The organism is Pseudomonas sp. AC193 (assembly GCF_979258075.1).
Map to the genome: position 1 here is coordinate 124,207 of NZ_OZ409832.1, position 23,197 is coordinate 147,403.

The window sequence follows — 23,197 nt, forward strand, 5'->3', positions numbered from 1 at the left end:
TAATGTTCTATTCAGTTAATGTCGCTGTTAGTACAACTTGTTGTGGGTAAGGCAGTCGATGCGTAATACCACTACAAATTGGCGGTTTTAACGTACGGCGCTTTGCGAGAGACTACGAACATCGTCGAATGGAGCGCCACATGACCGCCAGCGCAGAAAAATTCACCCGCCAGACTCTGCTTGATGTGCAGCCGCTGACCGCGAATCTGTTCACCTTGCGTACCACTCGTGATGCAGGCTTCAGGTTTCGTGCAGGGCAATTTGCCAGACTCGGCGTCACCAAGGCTGACGGCAGTACGGTTTGGCGTGCTTATTCGATGGTGTCCTCACCGTTTGACGATTTTCTCGAATTCTTTTCGATCGTGGTGCCCGGCGGCGAATTCACCAGTGAACTGAGCCGGCTTGAAGCGGGCGATACCTTGCTGGTCGACCGTCAGGCCTTTGGTTATCTGACGCTGGATCGTTTTGTCGACGGTCGCGACCTCTGGCTGTTATCCACAGGCACCGGCGTGGCGCCGTTCTTGTCGATCCTGCAGGACTTCGAAGTCTGGGAGAAATTCGAGCGGATCATTCTGGTCTACAGCGTGCGCGAGGCCCGCGAACTGGCGTATCAACAGTTGATTGCGGAGTTGGCGCAGCGTGACTATCTGGCCGAGCATGCCCACAAGCTGCAATTTATCCCCACCGTGACCCGTGAATCTCATCCCGGCGCACTGAATGGGCGTATCACGACGCTGATCGAAAACGGTGAGCTGGAGCGGGCGGCGGGCGTTGAGCTGACGGCTGAGCACTCGCGCGTCATGTTGTGCGGCAATCCGCAGATGATCGACGACACCCGCGCGTTGCTCAAACAGCGGCAAATGAGCCTGAGCCTGACGCGCAGGCCTGGTCAGGTTGCGGTGGAAAACTACTGGTAAAAAAACGGCGCCCCGAAGGCGCCGTTTTTTGTTCCAGCAGGATTACTCCGGCCGGCTGTTCTGCGCCTTGAGCAAGTCGCGGATTTCGCCCAGCAACTCTTCTTCTTTGGTCGGAACCGGTGGCAGCGTAGGGGCTACAGCCTCTTCACGCTTCAGGCGGTTGATGGCTTTAACACCCATGAAGATCGCGAAAGCAACGATCACGAAGTCCAGAATCGTCTGCAGGAATTTGCCGTAGGCCATGACCACCGCAGGGGCAGCGCCGTCAGCGGCTTTGAGTGTGATGGCTAAATCACTGAAGTCCACGCCTCCGATCAGCAGGCCGATCGGCGGCATGATCACGTCACCGACGAATGACGAGACAATCTTGCCGAAAGCGGCGCCGATAATGATACCGACGGCCATGTCGACCACATTGCCTTTGACCGCGAAGGCCTTGAACTCACTTAGCACGCCCATAGGTTATTTCCTTGTTACAGATGAGATTGGTGTACGCAGTGTAAATCAGCAAAACGCGTCCTGCGCGAAACACCTTCTTACAATGCACATTTTTTATCGACACGCTCTTTGCCGAATAGTTTGAAAAGTGCCATTGAATTGCCCTCGAAACTTGTACGTGCAAGTGCAAAGTCCACAACTTCTGTACAGGTTTAATATTGATACAGTCGCAGGCAAGCGAAATGCCTTGGTCAAAGACAATGCCGATGTATGCGTTATCATCGCTGTTTTTGCCCCGGGGGTTCTGATGGCCAAGGCCAAGCGCATGTACGGCTGCACCGAGTGCGGCGCAACCTTTCCCAAGTGGGCCGGGCAGTGTGGCGAATGCGGTGCCTGGAACACCCTCACCGAAACCATGATCGAAAGCGGCGGTGCCACGGCGCCAAGCGGTCGCACCGGTTCGAACCGGCCAGCAGGCGCAGATCAAAACCCTGGCCGAAGTCAGCGTCGAAGAGATTCCGCGTTTTTCCACGGCATCCAGTGAACTGGATCGCGTGCTCGGGGGCGGTCTGGTCGACGGCTCGGTGGTGTTGATCGGCGGCGATCCGGGCATCGGCAAATCGACGATTCTTTTGCAGACCTTGTGCAACCTCGCCAAGAGCATGCCGGCGCTGTACGTCACCGGCGAAGAATCCCAGCAGCAGGTGGCCATGCGCGCGCGGCGTCTCGGCTTGCCGCAGGATCAACTGCGGGTGATGACCGAAACCTGCATCGAAACCATCATCGCCACCGCCCGCCAGGAAAAGCCCAAGGTGATGGTGATCGATTCGATCCAGACGATCTTCACCGAACAACTGCAATCGGCGCCCGGTGGCGTGTCCCAGGTGCGTGAGAGTGCGGCACTGCTGGTGCGTTATGCCAAACAGAGCGGCACGGCGATTTTCCTTGTCGGCCACGTCACCAAGGAAGGCGCGCTCGCCGGCCCTAGGGTTCTCGAGCACATGGTCGACACCGTTTTGTATTTCGAGGGTGAATCGGATGGGCGTCTACGTTTGCTGCGCGCGGTGAAAAACCGTTTCGGTGCCGTCAACGAACTGGGCGTGTTCGGCATGACGGACAAGGGTTTAAAAGAAGTCTCCAACCCTTCGGCGATTTTTCTCACACGGGCGCAGGAAGAAGTCCCGGGCAGTGTGGTGATGGCAACGTGGGAAGGCACCCGGCCGATGCTGGTGGAAGTGCAGGCGCTGGTCGATGACAGTCATCTGGCCAACCCGCGACGGGTAACGTTGGGGCTGGATCAGAACCGCTTGGCGATGTTGCTCGCGGTGTTGCATCGCCATGGCGGGATTCCGACGCACGATCAGGACGTGTTTCTCAACGTCGTTGGCGGGGTGAAGGTGTTGGAGACGGCGTCTGACTTGGCGTTGATGGCGGCGGTGATGTCGAGTTTGCGCAATCGGCCGTTGCCGCATGATTTGTTGGTGTTTGGAGAGGTTGGGTTGTCTGGCGAAGTGCGTCCTGTACCCAGTGGCCAGGAGCGCCTGAAGGAAGCCGCGAAGCATGGCTTCAAACGCGCGATCGTGCCCAAAGGCAATGCGCCAAAAGAGTCCCCGCCGGGTTTGCAGATCATCGCCGTAACGCGCCTCGAACAGGCCCTCGACGCTCTCTTCGAATAACCAGAGATCCCCTGTAGGAGCTGCCGGAGGCTGCGATCTTTTGATTTTGGTTTTCAAGATCAAAAGATCGCAGCCTCCGGCAGCTCCTACAGGGGCAACCATCAGATCTCGATCAACGCACCCAACTCGCGCTCCAGCTCCTGCGGATCCGCCAGGTTCAGCTCGATCAAGCGCCGCAACCGCTGGATCGACTCCAGACTGATATGCCGGCAAACAAACCCCAGCTGGCCGTTCTCTTCGTGCGCCAACTGCACGTCCATCTCGATATCAATCTCATCGCTCAGATGAATGTCGACGAAGAAATCCTTCTCGGCATCCCCCAGCCAAGGCTCTGGCCGCTCGATCAGCAGGCCTTTGAGCGACAGGTCTATCAGCTTGACCGGCCAGATGTACTCGCCCTGACTCAGCTCGGTTCTGGCATCGAACGCAATACGTTTGAAGCGACGACGATTGGCTGGGTGCTCGCTCATGGCGCAATCCTCCGGAAGTTCGCTGACTATAGACCCGCATTGTCTAAGCGTACCAGCGCAGACGGGCCACTCAGACCAACGTCGGGGTATGGCCTTTGGCGCCGTAAGCGCTAAACTCGGGGTGGCTGTCTTTCTTGTCCACCCTGGCTGGAATAATAAAATGAAAAATAATAATAGCCTGCTACGCCACTTACCCTGGCTATTGCTGGCAATCGTAGGAGCGTGCGCCCTGGGCGTAGTGGCATTGCGCCGAGGCGAGGCGATCAATGCCTTGTGGATTGTGGTCGCCGCTGTGGCCATTTATCTGGTTGCGTACCGTTACTACAGTCTGTTCATCGCAAACAATGTGATGCAACTTGACCCGCGTCGGGCCACCCCCGCCGTGCTCAACAATGATGGTCTGGACTTCGTGCCGACCAACAAACACATTCTTTTCGGTCACCACTTCGCAGCGATCGCTGGCGCATGGACCTTTGGTCGGCCCGGTATTGGCGGCGCAGATGGGTTATCTGCCCGGCACGCTGTGGCTGATTGCCGGTGTGGTGCTGGCGGGTGCGGTGCAGGACTTTATGGTTCTGTTCATGTCGACCCGTCGCAACGGCCGTTCCCTGGGCGACATGGTGCGTGAAGAAATGGGCCGGATTCCCGGCACCATCGCACTGTTCGGCTGCTTCCTGATCATGATCATCATCCTCGCGGTGCTGGCGCTGATCGTGGTGAAAGCACTGGCCGAGAGCCCGTGGGGCATCTTCACCGTGATGGCGACCATCCCGATCGCGATGTTCATGGGCATTTATATGCGCTACATCCGCCCGGGCCGCATCGGCGAAATCTCCGTGGTCGGCGTGTTGCTGCTGCTCGGTTCGATCTGGCTGGGCGGGCAGATTGCTGCTGATCCGGTATGGGCCAAGGCCTTCACCTTCACCGGCGTGCAGATTACCTGGATGCTGGTCGGTTACGGTTTCGTCGCAGCATCGCTGCCGGTGTGGCTGATTCTGGCACCGCGTGACTACCTCTCCACGTTCCTCAAAATCGGTACCATCATCGCCCTGGCGATCGGCATTCTGGTGACCATGCCCGAGCTGAAAATGCCGGCGCTGACCCAGTTCGTCGACGGCACCGGTTCGGTGTGGAAGGGCGGTCTGTTCCCGTTCCTGTTCATCACCATCGCTTGCGGTGCGGTATCCGGTTTCCATGCATTGATTTCTTCCGGCACCACGCCGAAGCTGCTGGATAACGAAACCAACGCCCGTTACATCGGTTACGGCGGCATGCTGATGGAATCGTTCGTCGCGATCATGGCCATGGTTGCCGCTTCGGTGATCGAGCCTGGCGTGTACTTCGCCATGAACAGCCCGGCCGCCGTGGTCGGCAGTGATGTCGCATCGGTTGCGCAAGTGGTCTCCAGCTGGGGCTTTGCGATCACGCCGGAAGCGCTGCAAGCCGTGGCGCATGACATTGGCGAAACCACCATTCTGGCCCGTGCCGGTGGTGCGCCGACCCTGGCGGTCGGTATCGCGCAGATCCTGCACAGTGTCCTGCCGGGTGAAAACACCATGGCGTTCTGGTACCACTTCGCGATCCTGTTCGAAGCGCTGTTCATCCTGACCGCAGTCGACGCCGGTACCCGTGCCGGACGTTTCATGCTGCAGGATTTGCTCGGCTCCTTCGTGCCAGCGCTGAAACGTACTGAATCGTGGACGGCCAACCTGATCGCCACCGCCGGTTGTGTGGCGATGTGGGGCTGGTTGCTGTATCAGGGCGTGGTCGATCCACTGGGTGGCATCAACACCTTGTGGCCACTGTTCGGTATCTCCAACCAGATGCTGGCCGGTATCGCGCTGATGCTCGGCACCGTGGTTCTGATCAAAATGAAGCGTCAGCGCTACATTTGGGTCACCTTGCTGCCAGCCACCTGGCTGTTGATCTGCACCACGACGGCGGGCTTCATCAAACTGTTCGATGCCAACCCGGCAATTGGCTTCCTGTCGCTGGCCAAGAAGTACAGCGATGCGTTGACCAGTGGTCAGATTCTGGCCCCGGCGAAGAGCATCGAGCAGATGCAGCACGTGATCTTCAACGCTTACACCAACGCAACGCTCACCGCGCTGTTCCTGTTCGTGGTCTTCAGCATCCTGTTCTATGCGCTCAAAGTCGGCATCGCCGCCTGGGGCAAAAAAGAGCGTACGGATAAAGAATCGCCATTCCAGGCTCTGCCGGATGCGTAACCAGAGGATTGCAGCATGTTCAATGACCTGAGTCGCCTCGGTAAATACCTCGGTCAGGCCGCGCGCCTGATGGTCGGCATGCCCGACTACGACACCTACGTCGAGCATATGCAAACCAAACATCCGGACAAACCGGTGATGAGCTACGAGATGTTCTTCCGCGAACGCCAGGAAGCCCGTTACGGTGGCAAGGGTGGGCCGAAGTGCTGTTGAGCTGACAGCCTGCGGTTGAGGTAATCCCCCTGTGGGAGCGGGCTTGCTCGCGAAAGCGGTGTATCATCGAGCAATGATGTCGACTGACACGACCCCTTCGCGAGCAAGCCCGCTCCCACATTTGTTTTATGTTTCTTTTCAGGAGATCGAGTTTTGTCCTCTCCCATCCCGGTCACGGTACTCAGCGGTTTCCTCGGCGCCGGCAAGACCACCTTGCTGCGCCACATTCTGAAAGCCGAGCACGGCCTGAAAATCGCCGTGATCGAAAACGAATTCAGCGACGCCGGCATCGACACGCAGTTGCTCGGCGACGAACCGGTGCAAGTCATGACCCTGGCCAACGGCTGCGTCTGCTGCACCATTCACACCGACCTGACCAAAGCGCTGTACCTGCTGCTCGAGCGTCTGGACAGCGGCGAAATTGCCTTCGATCGTCTGGTCATCGAATGCACCGGCCTGGCCGATCCAGCGCCAGTCGCCCAGACCTTTTTCATCGACGAGGAATTGCGCGAGCGTTACCTGCTCGACGGCATCATCACCCTGGTCGATGCCGCACACGCGGACGTGCATCTGAGCCAGACCATCGCCCAGGCGCAGATCGGTTTCGCCGACCGATTGCTGGTGAGCAAGACCGATCTGGTCGACGAAGCCACCTTCAATGCACTGAGCGAACGCCTGACGCGAATCAACCGTCGCGCGCCGATTCGTGTGGTTGATCACGGCAACATCGATCTGGCTGAGCTGCTCGATGTACGCGGCTTCAATCTCAACGCCGATCTGGGCGGCGGCTTGAGTTTGCGTCCGGTGAGTAAGGCGCCGTCGATCGATCGTATTTCCAGCCTGGTGCTGCGCACCGATCAACCGCTGGATATCGATCAGCTCAGCGAGTTCATGAATGAATTGCTGGAAGAGCACGGCAAGCAATTGCTGCGTTACAAAGGTGTGCTGAGCATTGCTGGCGAGGATCGTCGCTTGGTGTTTCAGGGCGTGCTGAAACTCTATGGTTTCGACTGGGACACCGAATGGGCCGAGGGTGAGGCGCGGGACAGTGTGATCGTGTTTATTGCTGATGATTTGCCGGAAGAGAAGATTCGGACGGGGTTTGCCAAAGTAGTGGCGGGCTGATGATTCCTGGTTGTCAGTGATGGCCTCTTCGCGAGCAGGCTCACTCCTACAGTTGCAATGCGTTCCCCTGTAGGAGTGAGCCTGCTCGCGATAGCCATCTAACCAGCAACACCAGGCTCAAGGTCTGAACCCAGCAATGTCTGCTCAAGATGATCCAAATGCCGATTCATCAACATCCCGGCCGTGGAAGCATCCCCACATTCAACCGCCTCAACCAACGCCAAATGCTCCCGCCAAGCGCAACAACTGTGCGCAGAACCCTCACACCGCGCAATCGCCAACGAAGTAAGCGGTACCAGACTGCCCAAAAAATGCGCCAACGGCACATTCCCCGCCATCCTCGCCAACGTCAGATGAAACTCCCCCGACAAGCGAATCGCCGCCCCACGCCGATCCTGCTCAACCGCCAGCCGCTCACGCTCGATCAACCCACGCAAGCGTTTCAAATCGTCAGCCTGCGGACGCTGACACGCCAACCGCACCAACGTGTTCTCGGCCAATCGCCGCGCATGCAAGGTCTGCCGCGTTTGCTCCCGATCCGGCGCCGCCACACGCGGACGATGATTGGCGCGCAGTACAACGACTTGCTCATGGCTCAGTTGCGTCAGCACCCGCCGCACGTCCGCGCGAGTCACGCCGAACATGTCTTTCAAACTGTCTTCGGTGAAACGGCTGTCCGCATCAAGGCGCTGTTCCAGAATCGCATCGAACAGTCGCGGGTAAAGATCCTCCGCCGGCGCGCGCAGGCGAGAGAAGGGCAGGGGCGTCGTGCTCTCGCGAGTGGGCGACGCTGAAGCGAAACTGTTCATGGCCTGTCTCCTGTAGGAATCAGCGACTCAGGTTGTCATCCGGAATATTCAGCTCGATACCCATGCGCTGACCTTCTTGCAGAATGTGCCGACGCATTTCCGCGCTGGCCTGCGCGCTGTTCTTGCTGCGGATCGCGCGTACCACGGCTTCGTTTTCTTCGAGGCGTTCGGCCAGATGTTCCGGGGAGTTGCGCAACACTTCGGCGCTTTGCTTGAGGGCATTGCTGGTTTGCTGCACCACGCTCTGGAAAATCGGGTTTGACGTCAGGGTGAACAGCTCTTCGTGGAAGGCGATGTAAGCGCTGACGCCGGCTTCACTGTCGCCGGCCTCAAGGGCTTCGCGCATGTCCATCAAAGTCAGGCGCAATTGGCCGACTTCCTTGCTGCTGATCGACTGCGCCACCAGACCGACTATGAATGGCTCAAGGGTGTAGCGCAGTTGCAGCACATCTTCGAGGCTCGCCCCGGCGACCGCGCGGTCGTGGCTTTGGCTGTCGCTGAGTTGTGCATCGAGGACGACCACGCCTTTGCCCGGCATCGAGCGTACGAGGCCGAGCGTTTCCAGGACGATCACTGCTTCGCGCAGGCTTGGGCGGCTGATGCCCAGTTGTTCGGCGAGTTCGCGCTGGCCCGGCAGCATGTCGCCCGAGCGCCATTGGCCGCGGGCGAGGGCGGCGCGGAGTTTTTCGACGACTGAGTTGACTACGGTTGATGTGGTTATCACTTGTTTTGCTCCGTGAACCTTCGTGCGAGCCGCAGGCAAGATCAAAAGATCGCAGCCTGCGGCAGCTCCTACAGGTCAGAATTCCTGTTGGTGGGCGGGTGCCGCTGTTTTTCTCGGCTGAAAGTTATAGCCCTGTTCGCCGTTGAGCACCTTGTTTGCCCGCTGCACGTCGATGTCTTTTTCCCAACGGGCGATCGCAACCGTGGCGACGCAGTTGCCGATCAGGTTGGTCAGCGCGCGGCCGATGCCCATGAACCAGTCCACGGCCAACACCAATACCAGGCCGACCACCGGGATCGCCGGAATCGCGGTCAGTGTCGCCGCCAGAATCACCAGTGCCGAACCGGGAATGCCGTGGGCGCCTTTCGAGGTGATCAGCGACACCAGCAGAATCGTCAGCAAATCGGTCATCGCTAGCGGCGTACCGGTGGCGTTGGCGATGAACACGATGGCCAGCGTCAGGTAGATCGAAAAACCATCGAGGTTGAACGAGTAGCCGGTTGGAATCACCAGCCCGACCGTCGAACTGCCAATGCCCAAGTGTTCGAGTTTGCGCATGATCTGCGGCAACACGGCGTCGGATGACGCGGTGCCCATGACGATCAGCAATTCTTCACGCAGGTATTTGAGCAGCGGCCACATGCGCAGGCCGGACAAGCGCATGACAGTGCCAAGGATCAGCGCGACGAAAGCCATGCAGGTCAGGTAAAACAAACCGACCAGGCTGCCCAGATGCTGCAGCGAATCGAGGCCATATTTGCTGGTGGTGAAGGCGATGGCGCCAAACACGCCGATCGGCGCCAGACGCACGATCATGCCCATGATGCGGAAGATCACATGGCTCAATTCGTTGATCAGTCGCGAGATCCCGGACGCCGCTTCGCCGACCAGATTCAACGCGCTGCCGAACAGCACTGAGAACAGCAGCACCTGCAGAATGTTGTTGTCGGCGAAGGCGCCGATCACCGAAGTCGGAATCAGATCCATCAGGAACTGCGTGGTGGTGTGCATGTGCTGGCCGCGCTGGGCGATGTCGCCCATGTCGGCGGCGGACAACTGCTCCAAATGGATATTCGCGCCGCTGCCGATGCCGGTGCTGAAGGCGAAGACCAGACCGATCACCAAGGCGATGGTGGTGAGGATTTCAAAGTAGATGACCGATTTGAGGCCGATGCGCCCGACCTTCTTCAGATCGCCCGCGCCGCTGATGCCGCTGACCACTACGCAGAACACGATCAGGCCGATGAGCATCTTGATCAGTTTGATGAAACCGTCGCCGAGCGGTTTGAGCTGGGCCGAATATTCAGGAAGGGTCAGCCCGCAGACGATGCCGAGCACCAGTCCGAGAACCACTTGGAGGAAGATTGAACGCGAGCACCATCTGAGCATGGGAGGAATCCTGGTCGGTGTCCTGGCTGCCGTGCGCTTAAACGCATCAGATTCAGGACTTAATTATTGTGGTCTTACCGGTATGTCCAGTGCAGGCGCAGTCTACGCTGGGGTTTTTCTTGAATACAAGGGGGGAGCGCGAAATTGGCATGACCGGTCTGACCGGTGGTTAAGATCAAAAGATCGCAGCCTTCGGCAGCTCCTACATTTGGAATGCGTTCACCTGTAGGAGCTGCCGAAGGCTGCGATCTTTTGATCTTTTTTCAGGCGAAAAAAAACCGGCCAATCACTTGGCCGGTTTTTCATGCTGCGGATTTAACGTCGCAATTAAGCGCCGTATACCGGCAGTTTCTTGCAGATGGCTTTGACTTTCTCACGAACGGCGTCGATCACCGCTTCGTTGTTCAGGTCAGCCAGGATGTCGCAGATCCAGCCGGCCAGCTCTTTGCACTCGGCTTGCTTGAAGCCGCGAGTGGTCACAGCCGGAGTACCGAAGCGCAGGCCGGAAGTAACGAACGGCGAGCGTGGATCGTTTGGCACGGAGTTCTTGTTCACGGTGATGAAGGCTTTGCCCAGAGCGGCGTCAGCATCTTTACCGGAGATGTCCTGCTTGATCAGCGACAGCAGGAACAGGTGGTTCTTGGTACCGCCCGAAACCACGTCGAAACCGCGCTCGATGAACACTTCGGCCATGGCCTGGGCGTTCTTCACCACTTGTTCCTGGTAAGTCTTGAACTCAGGCTGCAGCGCTTCCTTGAAGCAGATCGCTTTAGCGGCGATCACGTGCTCCAGCGGGCCACCCTGGGCGCCCGGGAATACCGCGGAGTTGAGCTTCTTCTCGATGTCGGCGTTGGCGCGCGCCAGGATCAGGCCGCCACGTGGGCCGCGCAGGGTTTTGTGCGTGGTGGTGGTCACGACGTCAGCGAAAGGCACCGGGTTCGGGTAGACGCCCGCGGCGACCAGACCGGCCACGTGAGCCATGTCGACGAACAGGTAAGCGCCGACTTTGTCAGCGATGGCGCGGAAGCGTGGGAAATCCAGAATCTGCGAGTAGGCAGAGAAACCGGCCACGATCATTTTTGGCTTGTGCTCAACCGCCAGACGCTCGACTTCGTCGTAGTCGATCAGGCCGTTGGCGTCGATGCCGTATTGAACCGCGTTGTACAGCTTGCCGGAGGAGGACACGCTGGCGCCGTGGGTCAGGTGACCGCCGTGGGCCAGGCTCATGCCCAGAATGGTGTCGCCACCTTGCAGCAGAGCCAGGTAAACAGCCGCGTTGGCTTGCGAACCGGCGTGCGGTTGAACGTTGGCGTAATCGGCGCCGAACAGCTCTTTGGCGCGGTCGATGGCCAGTTGCTCAACGATGTCGACGTACTCGCAACCACCGTAGTAACGCTTGCCTGGGTAGCCTTCAGCGTACTTGTTGGTCAGCACCGAGCCTTGAGCTTCCATCACCGCTGGGCTGGTGTAGTTTTCCGAAGCGATCAGCTCGATGTGTTCTTCCTGGCGCTGAGCTTCTTGCTCCATGGCGGCAAAAAGGTCGGCGTCGTACTTGGCAATAGTCAAATCACGGCTGAACATGGCGGTCCTCAAGGATCGGGGGGCAGAAAAGGGAGGCATTCTAACCCAACGGCTTTTGGATGGCATATGAAACGGCATCATGTCGCAGACAAGTGGCGTTCATGCGCGGATAGATGGTGATTGTGCCAGCCTGAAAAGATCGCAGCCTTCGGCAGCTCCTACATTATCCGAGGCGCACACAAATACCGTGACCGACATCAATCCCTGTAGGAGCTGCCGCAGGCTGCGATCTTTTCTTCAGTCGAACATGAACAGGGCGTCATTGCTGAACTGCGCCTCAAACCGGCTCGCCGGCATCGGCCGCCCGAACAGATAGCCCTGAACCTCATCGCAACCATGTTCACGCAGGAAATCCAGTTGCTCATGGGTTTCCACACCCTCTGCAATTACCGCCAGATTCAGGCTGTGCGCCATCGCGATGATCGCCCGGGCAATCTGCGCGTCCTGCTCGCCGGACGGCAAACCGTCGACAAACGTGCGGTCGATCTTCAGCACGTCGATCGGGAACTGCTTGAGGTAGTTCAGCGATGAATAACCGGTGCCGAAGTCATCGACCGCAATGCTCAGGCCGAGATTTTTCAGCCCGGCAAGAATCTGCATCGCCTCGCTGACTTCGCGCATCAGAATACTTTCGGTCAACTCCAGTTCCAGGCACGCCGGCGGCAGGCCGGTTTCGCGCAGGATCGTGGCGATCCGCGTGCCGAGTTGGCCGTCGGAGAACTGCCGCGCGGAAATGTTCACCGACACCTTCGGCACGCGCACACGGTTCTGGTGCCAGGTTTTCAGTTGGCGGCAGGCCTCGCTGATCACCCAATCGCCAACGTCGACCACCAGGCCGAGCTCTTCCAGCACCGGAATGAAATCCCCCGGCGGCACCAGTCCTCGACGCGGGTGACGCCAGCGCAGCAGGGCTTCAGCGCCGGTCAGGCGTTTGCCGTCGCCGCTGAATTGCGGCTGGTAATACAGGACGAATTCGTCTTGTTCCAAGGCGTGGCGCAAATCGCTTTCTAGCTCCAGACGTTCGAGCGCACTGGCGTTCATGTCGGCCTGATAGAACTGGAAGTTGTTCTTGCCGCGTTCCTTGGCGTGGTACATCGCGGTGTCGGCGTTCTTCATCAACTGGCTGAGTTCGTTGCCATCCTGCGGACTCAGGGCGATGCCGATACTTGCGGTGACAAAAAACTCGCGGCCTTCCAGCACAAACGGTCGCACCAGGCTGGCAAGGATCTGCTCCGCCACATGAATTGCCCGGTTCAGTGCCAGTTCGCGGCTGGAACGGTGTTGCAGCAGCAAGGTGAATTCATCGCCGCCCATGCGCGCCACGGTGTCGTCGTTGTCGACGCAGGCCAACAGACGCGTGGCCATGTCTTTCAACATGCGGTCACCGGCGGCGTGACCGAGGGAGTCGTTGATCGGTTTGAAACGGTCGAGGTCGAGGAACATCAGCACCACCCACGACTTCTGTCGTTCGGCCGATTGCAGCGCCGTGTGCAAGCGATCCTGGAACAGCGTGCGGTTCGGCAAGTGGGTCAGGGCGTCGTAATAAGCGAGGCGGTGAATGCGCTGTTCGCTGGCCTTGCGCTCGCTGATGTCGCTGAAGAAACACACGTAACTGGCCAGATCGCCTTCGTCGTCGAGCACCGCGGTGATGCCGACCCACGCCGGATAATGCTCGCCGTTACGGCGCTTCATCCAGACTTCGCCTTCCCAGGTGCTGTGCTGATGCAATTGCTTGAGCACGTAACGCAGATGCGCGTCCTGCTGTTCGTCGACCGTGAGCATGTTCGGCAACTGGTCGAGCACTTCGCTCACCGCGTAACCGCTGACGCGACTGAACGCTTCGTTGGCCTGAACGATGTAACCGGCCGGATCGGTGATCAGGATCGCCGAGGTCGAGTGTTCGAATACGGTGGCAGCCATGCGCAGGTCTTTTTCGGCGCGGCGCTGCTGGCTGATGTCGCGACCGACCCCGAGCACACCTTCAAAACCGCCATGCTCATCCCACACCAAGACCAGACGCAGTTCGATTGGAATCTTGCGGCCATCGGCGCGCAGACAGTCGAACAGGAACAATTGCGTCTGCACCTGACCGCGCAACAGCGCCAGTTGCTCGGGTTTATTCAGCGACTTGCTGACCCGATCCATCAGCGTGTAGATGCCGCTCAATTGCTGCGGGTTGGCAATGATCGATTGCCAGCCATTCTGGAAAATCCACTCGGCATCAAAGCCCAGCACAGCCTGCACCGACGGGCTGACGTAGTTCAGCGAGAGCTTGCTGTCGGTGGAGAAAATCACGTCGCTGATGCTTTCGGCGAGCATGCGATAACGCTGCTCACTGTCGCGCAGGGACTCACTGGCCTCAATCTGCTCGGTGATGTCCTTGGCCACGCCGATGATCCGCGTGACCTGATCGTGCTTGTCGCGCGCCAGTGCCTGTTCGCGAATATCAAAGCGCCGCCAGTTGCCGTCGCGATGGCGGAAGCGCAGTTGGCATTGCAGTAATTGACTGTAACCGGCATGGCGCTGGGATTGGCGCGAGCGGTGGTAGTAATCGGCGTCTTCCGGGTGCAGAAGGATTTCCCAGAAATACTCGCCCATCTGGTGCAGCTCGGTGCGGTTGTAGCCGAGGGTCTGCCCGAGGTGGTGGTTACTGAAAATCATCCGCTGGCTGATCACGTCCTGCACATACAGATGATCCGGCACGGTGCGCACCACGTCCGACCAGAACCCTTCGCGCTCCAGCAACGACAGCTCGACCAGTTTGCGGCTGGTGATGTCGTTGATGCTGAGGATCACCGCCGTGTAATCGTGCTGCTCGGTCGGCAGGCGCAAGACCATCCACAGGTGTTGATCGCGGCCATTGATGTCCGCCAGTTTGATTTCCAGTTCCAGCTGCTTTTGCTGTTGCAGCACGGCGTCGAGGATTTGATTGCCGATCGCGCACTGACGGTGCGGATGACCGTCGATCAACAGTTGCCACGCTTGTTCGCAGGAATTGACATTGAGCAGTTGCAACGCGACCTGGTTGACCTCGGTGACACGCAACTCTTGCAGCAATTGCTGGCGTTGAGCAGGTTGGTCGAGCCAGGCCTTGAGCTGGTCGCTGGTCTGGATCTGCGCTTTCTCGAAAACCTGTTTCAGGCCAGACAGATCGAGCACACACAACGCAACGCCGGTGCCTTCGAAAATATCCTGATAGCGCCGGCGACCTTCATGCAACTGGCGCTGACGGCGGCGCATGTTCAACAGCGCGATCACCGGCAGCAGCGAGAAAGCCAGACCGAGCAGGCATTTGCCGATAAACGCCGGGAGCAATTCTTCCAGCACGCGCTGACGGTCGAACAGACCGCGCAACTGCCAGTCGCTGCTGCTCAGCGGCACAGTCAGCACCGTGTCGGCCAGATCGTCAGGGGAAAGCACGCTGGGCTTGGCCGAGGGCAACGCTTTATCGCGACTGACGATCTGATGGTTGATGCGGTTTTCCACCAGCCACAAAGGGCGCAGGCCGGTTTCGCCCTGTTTGGTCAGCGAATCGAAAAACGTCGGCGTCAGGCGCAGCGCCCAATAACCGCGCGAACTGCCGCTGGCCTGATGCAGCAACAGATGCACCACCGAGCCGTCATCGGCGTTACTGAAGTAATGCGCCTGAGCACGACTGCGCCGAACCAGTTCGGTGAGGTAATCGGCGTCGTGACTGTCGGCGGCGCTGTCGCTGAGGATTCGCCCGGAAGGACTGAGCAACGCCATGCTGCGCAGATCCGGCAGCGATTGCTGAAGTTTGCGCAGCAGCGCCTGCTGTTCGTCGGCGGTTTGCGGTTGCTCGACGATCGGTAGCAGGTTGAGAGCGATTTGCGCATTCAGCGCCATGTTCAGGCTGACTTGTGAAGCGAGGTCGGCGGTGTAATCGATGGTGTACTGGCGCTGGTTTTTCTGGGTCTCGCGCAGTTGATCGAGCAGTTGCCAGAACAGCAACGCCAGCAGCAACAGCACCAAAGTCGCCAGCGCACCCTTTAATGTCCCGCGCAGGGGTGAGCCGGGCGCCGGAGGGGTGCTGCTCACAGAGGCTGGCGGAGTGACATTGGACAAGCTGTAATCCTGCGGTCTGGCTGGACTGGCGCGACGTGCACTATAAGCCGGACGCCCAAGGGGCGGCTAGCATGCCTTGAGTTGTGGCGAAGTGCCAGCCCCGCTCGGCTGGACTGCCACCGGTCATTAAGGTAGCTTTGCCGGTTACGCGGGAGCGTTCCAGCTCCTAGACTCAGACTTTTTCAGCGCGCACGCATTGATAACCATCAAGTGAACGACGCGCATGGTCTGGCCGGGCATCGCCCGCGCTGCAATCATTCATCTGTCACTGACCCAAGGTTCTCCATGGCTCAATACGTCTTCACCATGCATCGGCTGGGCAAAGTTGTTCCGCCGAAGCGGGAAATCCTCAAAAACATTTCGCTGTCCTTCTTCCCCGGCGCCAAGATCGGCGTGCTCGGCCTCAACGGTTCGGGTAAGTCCACGCTGCTGAAAATCATGGCTGGCGTCGACACCGAGTTCGAAGGCGAAGCGCGCCCGATGCCGGAACTGAACATCGGTTATCTGCCGCAAGAGCCGCAACTTGACCCCACCAAGACCGTGCGTGAAGTGGTCGAGGAAGCGGTCAGCGTGATCAAGAACGCCCAGGCCCGCCTGGACGAGGTCTACGCGGCTTACGCTGAAGAAGATGCCGACTTCGACAAACTGGCAGCTGAACAGGCCAAGCTCGAAGCGATCCTGCAAGCCAGCGACGGTCACAATCTTGATCGCCAACTGGAAGTCGCTGCCGACGCACTGCGTCTGCCGGCGTGGGACGCCAAGGTCGAATTCCTCTCCGGTGGTGAAAAGCGTCGTGTGGCCCTGTGCCGCCTGCTGCTGTCCGCCCCTGACATGCTGCTCCTCGACGAACCAACCAACCACTTGGACGCCGATTCCGTTGCGTGGCTGGAGCATTTCCTCCACGACTTCCCGGGCACCGTGGTAGCGATCACGCACGACCGTTATTTCCTCGACAACGTCGCTGGCTGGATTCTGGAACTCGACCGCGGCGCGGGCATTCCGTACGAAGGCAACTACTCGGGTTGGCTTGAAGCCAAGTCCGATCGTCTGGCCGCTGAATCCAAGCAGCAGTCGGCGCACGAAAAAGCCATGAAGGAAGAACTGGAGTGGGTGCGCAAAGGCGCGAAAGCCCGCCAGTCGAAATCCAAGGCACGTCTGCAACGCTTCGAAGAAATGCAATCGCAGGAATTCCAGAAGCGTAGCGAGACCAACGAGATCTACATCCCGGCCGGCCCGCGTCTGGGTGACAAGGTCATCGAATTCAAGAACGTCACCAAGGGTTACGGCGATCGCGTGCTGATCGACAACCTGTCGTTCTCGATGCCGAAGGGCGCGATCGTCGGTGTGATCGGCGGTAACGGTGCCGGTAAATCGACCCTGTTCCGCATGCTGATGGGCAAGGAACAACCGGATTCGGGCAGCATCGAAGTCGGCGAAACCGTGCAACTGGCTTGCGTCGATCAGAGCCGCGATGACCTCGACGGCAGCAAGACTGTGTTCCAGCAGATTTCCGACGGTTCCGACCAGATCCGCATCGGCAACTACGAGATCCCGTCGCGCACTTACGTCGGTCGCTTCAACTTCAAGGGCGGCGATCAGCAGAAGTTCGTCAAGGATCTGTCCGGTGGTGAGCGCGGTCGTCTGCACCTCGCGCTGACCCTGAAGGAGGGCGGTAACGTCCTGCTGCTCGACGAACCGTCCAACGACCTCGACGTTGAAACCCTGCGTTCCCTGGAAGAAGCCCTGCTGGACTTCCCGGGCGCTGCAATTGTGATCTCTCACGATCGGTGGTTCCTTGACCGCGTGGCGACACACATCCTCGCGTACGAAGACGACTCGCAAGCGATCTTCTTCGAAGGCAACTACACCGAGTACGAAGCGGATCGCAAGAAACGCCTCGGCGAAGCGGCTGCCCAGCCACACCGGGTACGTCACAAGAAACTGGCCTGATTCGGGTTGGTTGCATAAAAAGCGGAGCCTTCGGGCTCCGTTTTTTTTTGCCCGGGTTTTTTCAGGGGAACCGAGGTGTGGCCATCGCGAGCAGGCTCACTCCTACATTTGAAATGCATTCCCCTTGTAGGAGTGAGCCTGCTCGCGATAGCGGTATAGCTGTTGGTGCATCAATCTAATTTTATCTCCCCATTCAGGTGCAAATCAGAGCCAAAAATCTGCCTGATTTATATCCTGTGCACCATTTAATTTCATATCCGCGACATTTCTCTCTATTCCTGTGCGCAATTCGTTTGTTACAGTCCGGCCCAATCTCTTCCAACGATAATAAATTTGCCGAGACTTTCCCCATGATCGAATCCGTCGAATCCTTCCTCGCCCGTCTGAAAAAACGCGACCCTGATCAGCCCGAATTCCACCAGGCCGTCGAAGAAGTACTGCGCAGCCTGTGGCCATTTCTCGAAGCCAATCCGCATTACCTGACCTCGGGAATTCTGGAACGCATCTGCGAGCCGGAGCGTGCCGTGGTGTTCCGCGTGTCGTGGGTCGACGATCAGGGCAAGGTTCAGGTCAATCGCGGTTTCCGCATCCAGATGAACAGCGCCATCGGCCCGTACAAGGGCGGTTTGCGTTTCCATCCGTCGGTGAACATGGGCGTGCTGAAATTCCTCGCTTTCGAACAGACCTTCAAAAACTCTCTGACCTCGTTGCCCATGGGCGGCGGCAAGGGCGGTGCCGACTTCGATCCGAAGGGCAAGAGCGACGCCGAAGTCATGCGTTTCTGCCAGGCGTTCATGAGCGAGTTGTATCGTCACATCGGCGCCGACGTTGACGTGCCGGCCGGTGACATCGGTGTCGGGGCGCGCGAGATCGGTTTCCTCTTCGGCCAGTACAAACGCCTGAGCAACCAGTTCACCAGCGTCCTCACCGGCAAAGGCATGACCTACGGCGGCAGCCTGATTCGTCCGGAAGCCACCGGTTTCGGTTGTGTGTACTTCGCGGAAGAAATGCTCAAGCGTCGCGGGCAGACCGTTGAAGGCAAACGCGTGGCGATCTCCGGTTCCGGCAACGTCGCGCAATACGCCGCACGCAAAGTGATGGATCTGGGCGGCAAGGTGATTTCGCTGTCCGACTCCGAAGGCACGCTGTATTGCGAGGCGGGCCTGAGCGAAGAACAGTGGTCGGCGCTGCTGCAACTGAAAAACGTCAAACGCGGACGTATCAGCGAATTGGCCTCAGCGTTCGGCCTGGAATTCCGCGCCGGTCAGTTGCCATGGTCGCTGCCATGCGATATCGCATTGCCGTGCGCCACGCAGAACGAACTCGACGCCGAAGCCGCGCGCACGCTGCTGCGCCATGGCTGCGTATGCGTCGCTGAGGGCGCTAACATGCCAACCACGCTGGAGGCTGTGGATATCTTTATGGAGGCTGGCATTCTCTTCGCGCCGGGCAAGGCGTCCAATGCCGGCGGTGTCGCGGTGAGTGGTCTGGAGATGTCGCAGAACGCCATGCGTCTGCTGTGGACGGCGGGTGAGGTGGACAGCAAGCTGCACAACATCATGCAATCGATCCACCACGCCTGCGTGCACTACGGCGAAGAGAACGGCCGGATCAATTACGTCAAAGGCGCGAACATCGCCGGTTTCGTCAAAGTTGCCGACGCGATGCTGGCGCAGGGCGTGGTTTAAGCCGGTTCGATGCGGATCACTTCGATCACTTGATCGCCGGCGGGGCGCTGCCACAGCACCTCGTCGTTCAGCCGGGCACCGAGCAGCGCCCGGCCCAGCGGTGAGCCCCAGTTGATCAGGCCTTTGGCGGCATCGGCCTGATCTTCACCGACCAATTGCACGCGGCGTTCTGTGTCGTGCTCATCCGCGTAGGTGACCCAACTGCCGATCTGCACTTTGTCTCTGGACGTTGCCGGCACAGCCACTTGCGCACTGCTCAAGCGCTGATTGAAATAACGCAAATCCCTTTGCAGGTCGGCCAGCCGTTGTTTGTCGGCCTGCTCACCTTTGGCCGATTGCTCGGCGTGCTGGGTTTGCAGTTCGGCGACTCTCGCCTGCAACTGCGCCAAGCCTTGTGACGTGACGTAATTGGGCTGCTCGCTGACCTGCCGTTCAACCGGTTGATCAGCTTGTGCGGCGGCGTTGTCTTCGTTGACGAAAGCACGGCTCATGGGTTCCTCCTCGTATGAGGTTTGGGCCATGCTCGCAGGCATTTGGTTTCACTGGATGTCTGGGAGCGACCTAGGGCGAGCGATAGGCTCGCGCGGCGTCCTGATCTTTTTGCTGCTGCCAGGCGCGCTCGCGTTCGTCCCAATGCTCGTTGCGGTACTCGTCGCGATCCTTGTTTTCGAGCATCGCCTGACATTGGCGGAAGCCGTCAGTCCAGCCCTCGGCGTATTGCTTGTCTTTGAGATAGCGCGGGACGTTTTTGCGGAATTCGCCGCTGATCGAACCGGCAGCCTGGCGACCACTGACGCAACCGTCATCGAAACCGTCGGCAAAGGCCGGTGGGTAGCCTTTGGCGATCAAATCATCGTGGGTGGTCTGGCAACCGCTAACGAACAGCAAAACCCCCAGCAAACCCGCACACCGCCACATCGCACTCTCCCGGGCCGGTTGTCCGGCTTATAAGGAGAGTCTAGAAGCAGATTCATGAGGCGGCTGTCGAAGCCCTGTGAAAAATCCATCAACACCACAAATCCGAATGTGGGAGCGAGCCTGCTCGCGAATGCGGTGTGTCATTTAGCATTGGTGCTGACTGGCACACCGCATTCGCGAGCAGGCTCGCTCCCACAGGGGATTTGTGTTGGGTTCGGGATCAGTAGTGATACCACTTCACTTCGAGCATGACTTCCGTTTCAGGCGTGGCGATGTGGCTGAACTCGCGCTGCGCACTCAAGCGCAAACCAAGATTGCGCGACAGTTCCCACTGCTGATTCAGACTCAAACTGCGCCGCACTTCGCCATTGGTGAAGTAATCACCCTTGGCCTCCAGGCTCATATTTCCCAGAGGATTGCGCCACAGCACGCCGGTATTGAAACCACCCGCCGGCGAAACAAATTCAGCAAAGTCATTGTTGTGCTCAACCCGCACGGTGCCCAGCGCAAACCCCAGCACATCATCACCCAGCGCCCACGTGCCGCCGCCGCCACCATTCACATGGCTGACCAGCGTTTCGTCATCATGCTTGCCCGGCACGCGCTCAAGACCACCGGTGACTTGCCACGACAACGGCTGCAACAACTCGTTGCGTGGTGTCAGCGAGCGAATCGTCGCCAGATCCAGTTGCTGGAACTGCCACTGATTGCCTTCGTACTGACGCAGCTTCATCTGCAGGATTTCAATCTGCGCGCCGAGCGGGAAGCTTTCGGCGTTGTCGTTGAGATCGTGATAGGCCATGCGCAAACCGTACTCGCCGAACGCACGATCGCCGCGCGTGCCGAGGCCGGCCTGCCAGGTGCGCGATTCGTGGCCGTCTTCCGGCAAGCCCGGTTGCGGAATCTGCAGATCGGGTGCCGGGTTTTTATTGATCGCTCGCAGCAGTTCGAAACTGCGTTGCGCCCGTTGCGGATCGCGTTCCTGACCATTGGCGCGGTAGCGTTCGAGGCGATACGCCGCGTCGATGATCAACGCCTGACGATCGCGGGGCAGGGCTTTGAAGGTCGGCTCTTGCAGCACTTGTTGATCGGCGCTGACTTTCAGCACCCAATCCTGTTCTTCACCCGTCAACGGCTCAGCGCGGCTCAGCAACTCGCGCTCACGCGACGGACGATATTCAATACTTTCCACCAGCCCGGCTTCTTTCACCGCTTTCACGGTGTCGGTCGGAATCGCCGTCAGCGGGAATTGTTCGGTCAGGCGCAGACTTGGGCGGGCCACTTGCAGCAGCTCCAGCAAGCGGTACGAGCAGTTTTCATCGAAGAAGAAATAGTCGAACTGGATCTGCTTCAACTCCCACACATGTTCGACCATGCGTGCGGTTTCTTCTTGCGTCAGATTGAGTCGGTATTCCCACAGATCACGGTTTTCCAGGCTGCGGTATTCGGAGAGTTTTTCCTGATACGGCACCAGCGCGAACAGGCCCGGATAACCGCCCATCAAACCTTTCCAGGCGTAGAGAATGCTGTTGTCGGAACCTTCGATGTAGGCGCCGAAGTTGATCGCGTAGCTGAGCAGCGAGGTCTTGTCGGCCTGCACGTCAGCTTGGTCGATGCGCAGCAGGGTGTGGCCGAACATCGACGACGGACTGTTCAAATACGCCGCCGGGAAGATCATCACCGCGCTGTGCGGCGAGACGTCCTTCATCCATTTTTTGTACTCGGCGCAATCAGGTGTCGGCAGATCTTTCAGATTGAGTTGCGCTTTCAACCAGCGCGTGCGCGCCGGGTAAACGCACTGCGCGTGCTTTTCACCGAGACTGGCCGGGGCGTACAGCGCTTGCACGGTCGCCGCCAATTCGTGATCGGGATGTTCATTGCCATCAGGCGCGAGAAAGAATTTCTTGTCGCTGACATAGCTGCGCCAGCCGCCGAGTTTGGCGGTTTCATAGTGACCGAGGGAAATCCAGAAGCGGTCGTTGGCCAGTTGCTGCAAACGTTGAGGGTCGACATGGGGCGCGGCGGACAGCGGGGCGCAGACACAGAGCGCCAGCCAGGCAAGGCGTTTGAGCATAAGTGGCAACTTAAGTCGAAAGAAAATAAAGATCCTGCGCAGAATGCCATGCCCTGACGGACACTAAAACTGTAGGAGCTGTCGAGTGCAACGAGGCTGCGATCTTTGTTTTTCAACGATCAAAAAAGATCAAAAGATCGCAGCCTCGTTGCACTCGACAGCTCCTACAGTCATGCAGTCATGCATTTGGCATTGCCCAGGGAGCGGCAGCCGAAAAAACAAAACCCGCTCCCCGAAGGAAGCGGGCAGGGGTCGAGCTTAAGCCTGCGTTGCGTACTTGGCCAGACGAGGATCCGATTTCAGCACAGCCAGGGTGTTGGTATGCACGTCTTCAGCGGTCACGTCAGCTTTGCTGAAGATCTGCTGGAAGTGCTCGTGAGTCACAGCAGCGAAGTGCGCACGATCTTCCGGCGCCACGCCCAGTACCACAGCATAAGTCGTCAGCGCTTCGCCGTTGCCTTTGGCCATGTCTTCGGACAGCTCGTTCATCATGCCATTCATGGCAAACCAGGATTTGCCGCCGTAGGTCAGCGACGCATTGGTCGAGCAACCGTTGGTGCCGGAAGTCATACCAAACGTAGCGTTACCGGAAGTGCCGTTAGTGGTGGAAGCGAGGAAGTGAGCAGGGGTGCCACGCTGACCTTCGAACAGCATGTTGCCCCAACCGCAATCCGGGCCGCCTGGAGCTTGCGCCATTGCGTTGATGGATACAGCGGTGAAGAGAGTACCGAGAAGAATCCGTTTCATAGCTTTGTTCTCTTTGTGTGCATACCAATGGACAGGGTTCTGGCCCCCAAGCTCTGTACAAGACAGACCCAAACGAAGCCAGTGGGCCGGTATTAGTTCCAGCCGCGCAGTTTGGAGTTTAGGCACGTTCCTGCGGTTCCGTGATTTTTTACAAAAGATTCGGT

At 58.8% G+C, this 23,197-nt stretch carries 16 protein-coding genes and 2 pseudogenes; 7 read left to right on the forward strand and 11 right to left on the reverse strand.

Annotated features, from left to right (window positions below):
• Window positions 1–140 precede the first annotated feature (140 nt).
• Window positions 141–917 carry a ferredoxin--NADP reductase gene (locus ACZZ0D_RS00595; RefSeq protein ID WP_463552229.1) on the forward strand — a complete coding sequence of 259 codons (777 nt, stop codon included), beginning with the start codon at window positions 141–143 and terminating at the stop codon, window positions 915–917.
• 42 nt (window positions 918–959) lie between these two features.
• On the opposite strand, the gene mscL is transcribed toward ACZZ0D_RS00595, so the two are convergent.
• A complete protein-coding gene (gene mscL, locus ACZZ0D_RS00600) occupies window positions 960–1,376 on the reverse strand; it encodes a large-conductance mechanosensitive channel protein MscL (protein ID WP_463552230.1) in 417 nt (138 codons plus the stop codon).
• A 286-nt stretch (window positions 1,377–1,662) separates the two neighbouring features.
• Between mscL and radA the strand changes: the two are divergent.
• Window positions 1,663–3,031, forward strand: a pseudogene (gene radA, locus ACZZ0D_RS00605) (DNA repair protein RadA).
• A 101-nt stretch (window positions 3,032–3,132) separates the two neighbouring features.
• Here radA and ACZZ0D_RS00610 read toward each other — a convergent pair.
• A complete protein-coding gene (locus ACZZ0D_RS00610) occupies window positions 3,133–3,501 on the reverse strand; it encodes a PilZ domain-containing protein (protein WP_053124024.1) in 369 nt (122 codons plus the stop codon).
• Window positions 3,502–3,661: 160 nt separating this feature from the next.
• Between ACZZ0D_RS00610 and ACZZ0D_RS00615 the strand changes: the two are divergent.
• The 3 genes and pseudogenes from ACZZ0D_RS00615 (at window position 3,662) to yjiA (ending at window position 7,067) form a co-directional block, all read left to right on the forward strand.
• Window positions 3,662–5,729 (forward strand): annotated as a pseudogene (locus tag ACZZ0D_RS00615) (carbon starvation CstA family protein).
• Between the two features lie 15 nt (window positions 5,730–5,744).
• The gene (locus ACZZ0D_RS00620) at window positions 5,745–5,942 is read left to right on the forward strand and encodes a YbdD/YjiX family protein (RefSeq protein ID WP_003228401.1); all 198 of its coding nucleotides are present in this window, start codon (window positions 5,745–5,747) and stop codon (window positions 5,940–5,942) included.
• A gap of 153 nt (window positions 5,943–6,095) precedes the next feature.
• Window positions 6,096–7,067, forward strand: a complete 972-nt coding sequence (gene yjiA, locus ACZZ0D_RS00625) for a GTPase (RefSeq protein WP_463552231.1) — start codon at window positions 6,096–6,098, stop codon at window positions 7,065–7,067.
• 98 nt (window positions 7,068–7,165) lie between these two features.
• On the opposite strand, the gene ACZZ0D_RS00630 is transcribed toward yjiA, so the two are convergent.
• The 5 genes from ACZZ0D_RS00630 to morA form a co-directional block, all read right to left on the reverse strand.
• A complete protein-coding gene (locus tag ACZZ0D_RS00630) occupies window positions 7,166–7,876 on the reverse strand; it encodes a GntR family transcriptional regulator (protein WP_463552232.1) in 711 nt (236 codons plus the stop codon).
• Between the two features lie 19 nt (window positions 7,877–7,895).
• Window positions 7,896–8,600, reverse strand: coding sequence for a FadR/GntR family transcriptional regulator (locus ACZZ0D_RS00635; RefSeq protein WP_463552233.1), 705 nt, complete (start codon window positions 8,598–8,600; stop codon window positions 7,896–7,898).
• Window positions 8,601–8,675: 75 nt separating this feature from the next.
• Window positions 8,676–9,989, reverse strand: coding sequence for a C4-dicarboxylate transporter DctA (locus ACZZ0D_RS00640; protein ID WP_159813579.1), 1,314 nt, complete (start codon window positions 9,987–9,989; stop codon window positions 8,676–8,678).
• Window positions 9,990–10,316: 327 nt separating this feature from the next.
• Window positions 10,317–11,570: a serine hydroxymethyltransferase gene (gene glyA, locus ACZZ0D_RS00645; protein ID WP_053124011.1), complete on the reverse strand. Its 1,254-nt coding sequence runs from the start codon at window positions 11,568–11,570 to the stop codon at window positions 10,317–10,319.
• Window positions 11,571–11,807: 237 nt separating this feature from the next.
• The gene (gene morA, locus ACZZ0D_RS00650; protein ID WP_159813577.1) at window positions 11,808–15,656 is read right to left on the reverse strand and encodes a cyclic di-GMP receptor MorA; all 3,849 of its coding nucleotides are present in this window, start codon (window positions 15,654–15,656) and stop codon (window positions 11,808–11,810) included.
• Window positions 15,657–15,941: 285 nt separating this feature from the next.
• Between morA and ettA the strand changes: the two genes are divergently transcribed.
• Window positions 15,942–17,606 carry an energy-dependent translational throttle protein EttA gene (ettA, locus tag ACZZ0D_RS00655; RefSeq protein WP_008078577.1) on the forward strand — a complete coding sequence of 555 codons (1,665 nt, stop codon included), beginning with the start codon at window positions 15,942–15,944 and terminating at the stop codon, window positions 17,604–17,606.
• Window positions 17,607–17,956: 350 nt separating this feature from the next.
• Window positions 17,957–19,294, forward strand: coding sequence for an NADP-specific glutamate dehydrogenase (gene gdhA / locus ACZZ0D_RS00660; protein ID WP_463552234.1), 1,338 nt, complete (start codon window positions 17,957–17,959; stop codon window positions 19,292–19,294).
• Here gdhA and ACZZ0D_RS00665 read toward each other — a convergent pair.
• The 4 genes from ACZZ0D_RS00665 to ACZZ0D_RS00680 form a co-directional block, all read right to left on the reverse strand.
• Complete coding sequence (locus tag ACZZ0D_RS00665; protein WP_212550809.1) at window positions 19,291–19,785, reverse strand: GreA/GreB family elongation factor; 495 nt, start codon at window positions 19,783–19,785, stop codon at window positions 19,291–19,293. The two genes, gdhA and ACZZ0D_RS00665, sit on opposite strands and share 4 nt — an antisense overlap.
• 70 nt (window positions 19,786–19,855) lie before the next feature.
• Window positions 19,856–20,212 carry a hypothetical protein gene (locus ACZZ0D_RS00670; protein ID WP_053124000.1) on the reverse strand — a complete coding sequence of 119 codons (357 nt, stop codon included), beginning with the start codon at window positions 20,210–20,212 and terminating at the stop codon, window positions 19,856–19,858.
• A 220-nt stretch (window positions 20,213–20,432) separates the two neighbouring features.
• Entirely contained in the window at window positions 20,433–22,286 is a 1,854-nt protein-coding gene (locus ACZZ0D_RS00675; RefSeq protein ID WP_463552235.1) for an Lnb N-terminal periplasmic domain-containing protein, read from the reverse strand.
• A 258-nt stretch (window positions 22,287–22,544) separates the two neighbouring features.
• On the reverse strand, window positions 22,545–23,033 hold the full coding sequence (locus tag ACZZ0D_RS00680; protein ID WP_007909797.1) for a DUF3015 domain-containing protein: 489 nt from the start codon (window positions 23,031–23,033) through the stop codon (window positions 22,545–22,547).
• Between the last annotated feature and the right edge of the window lie 164 nt (window positions 23,034–23,197).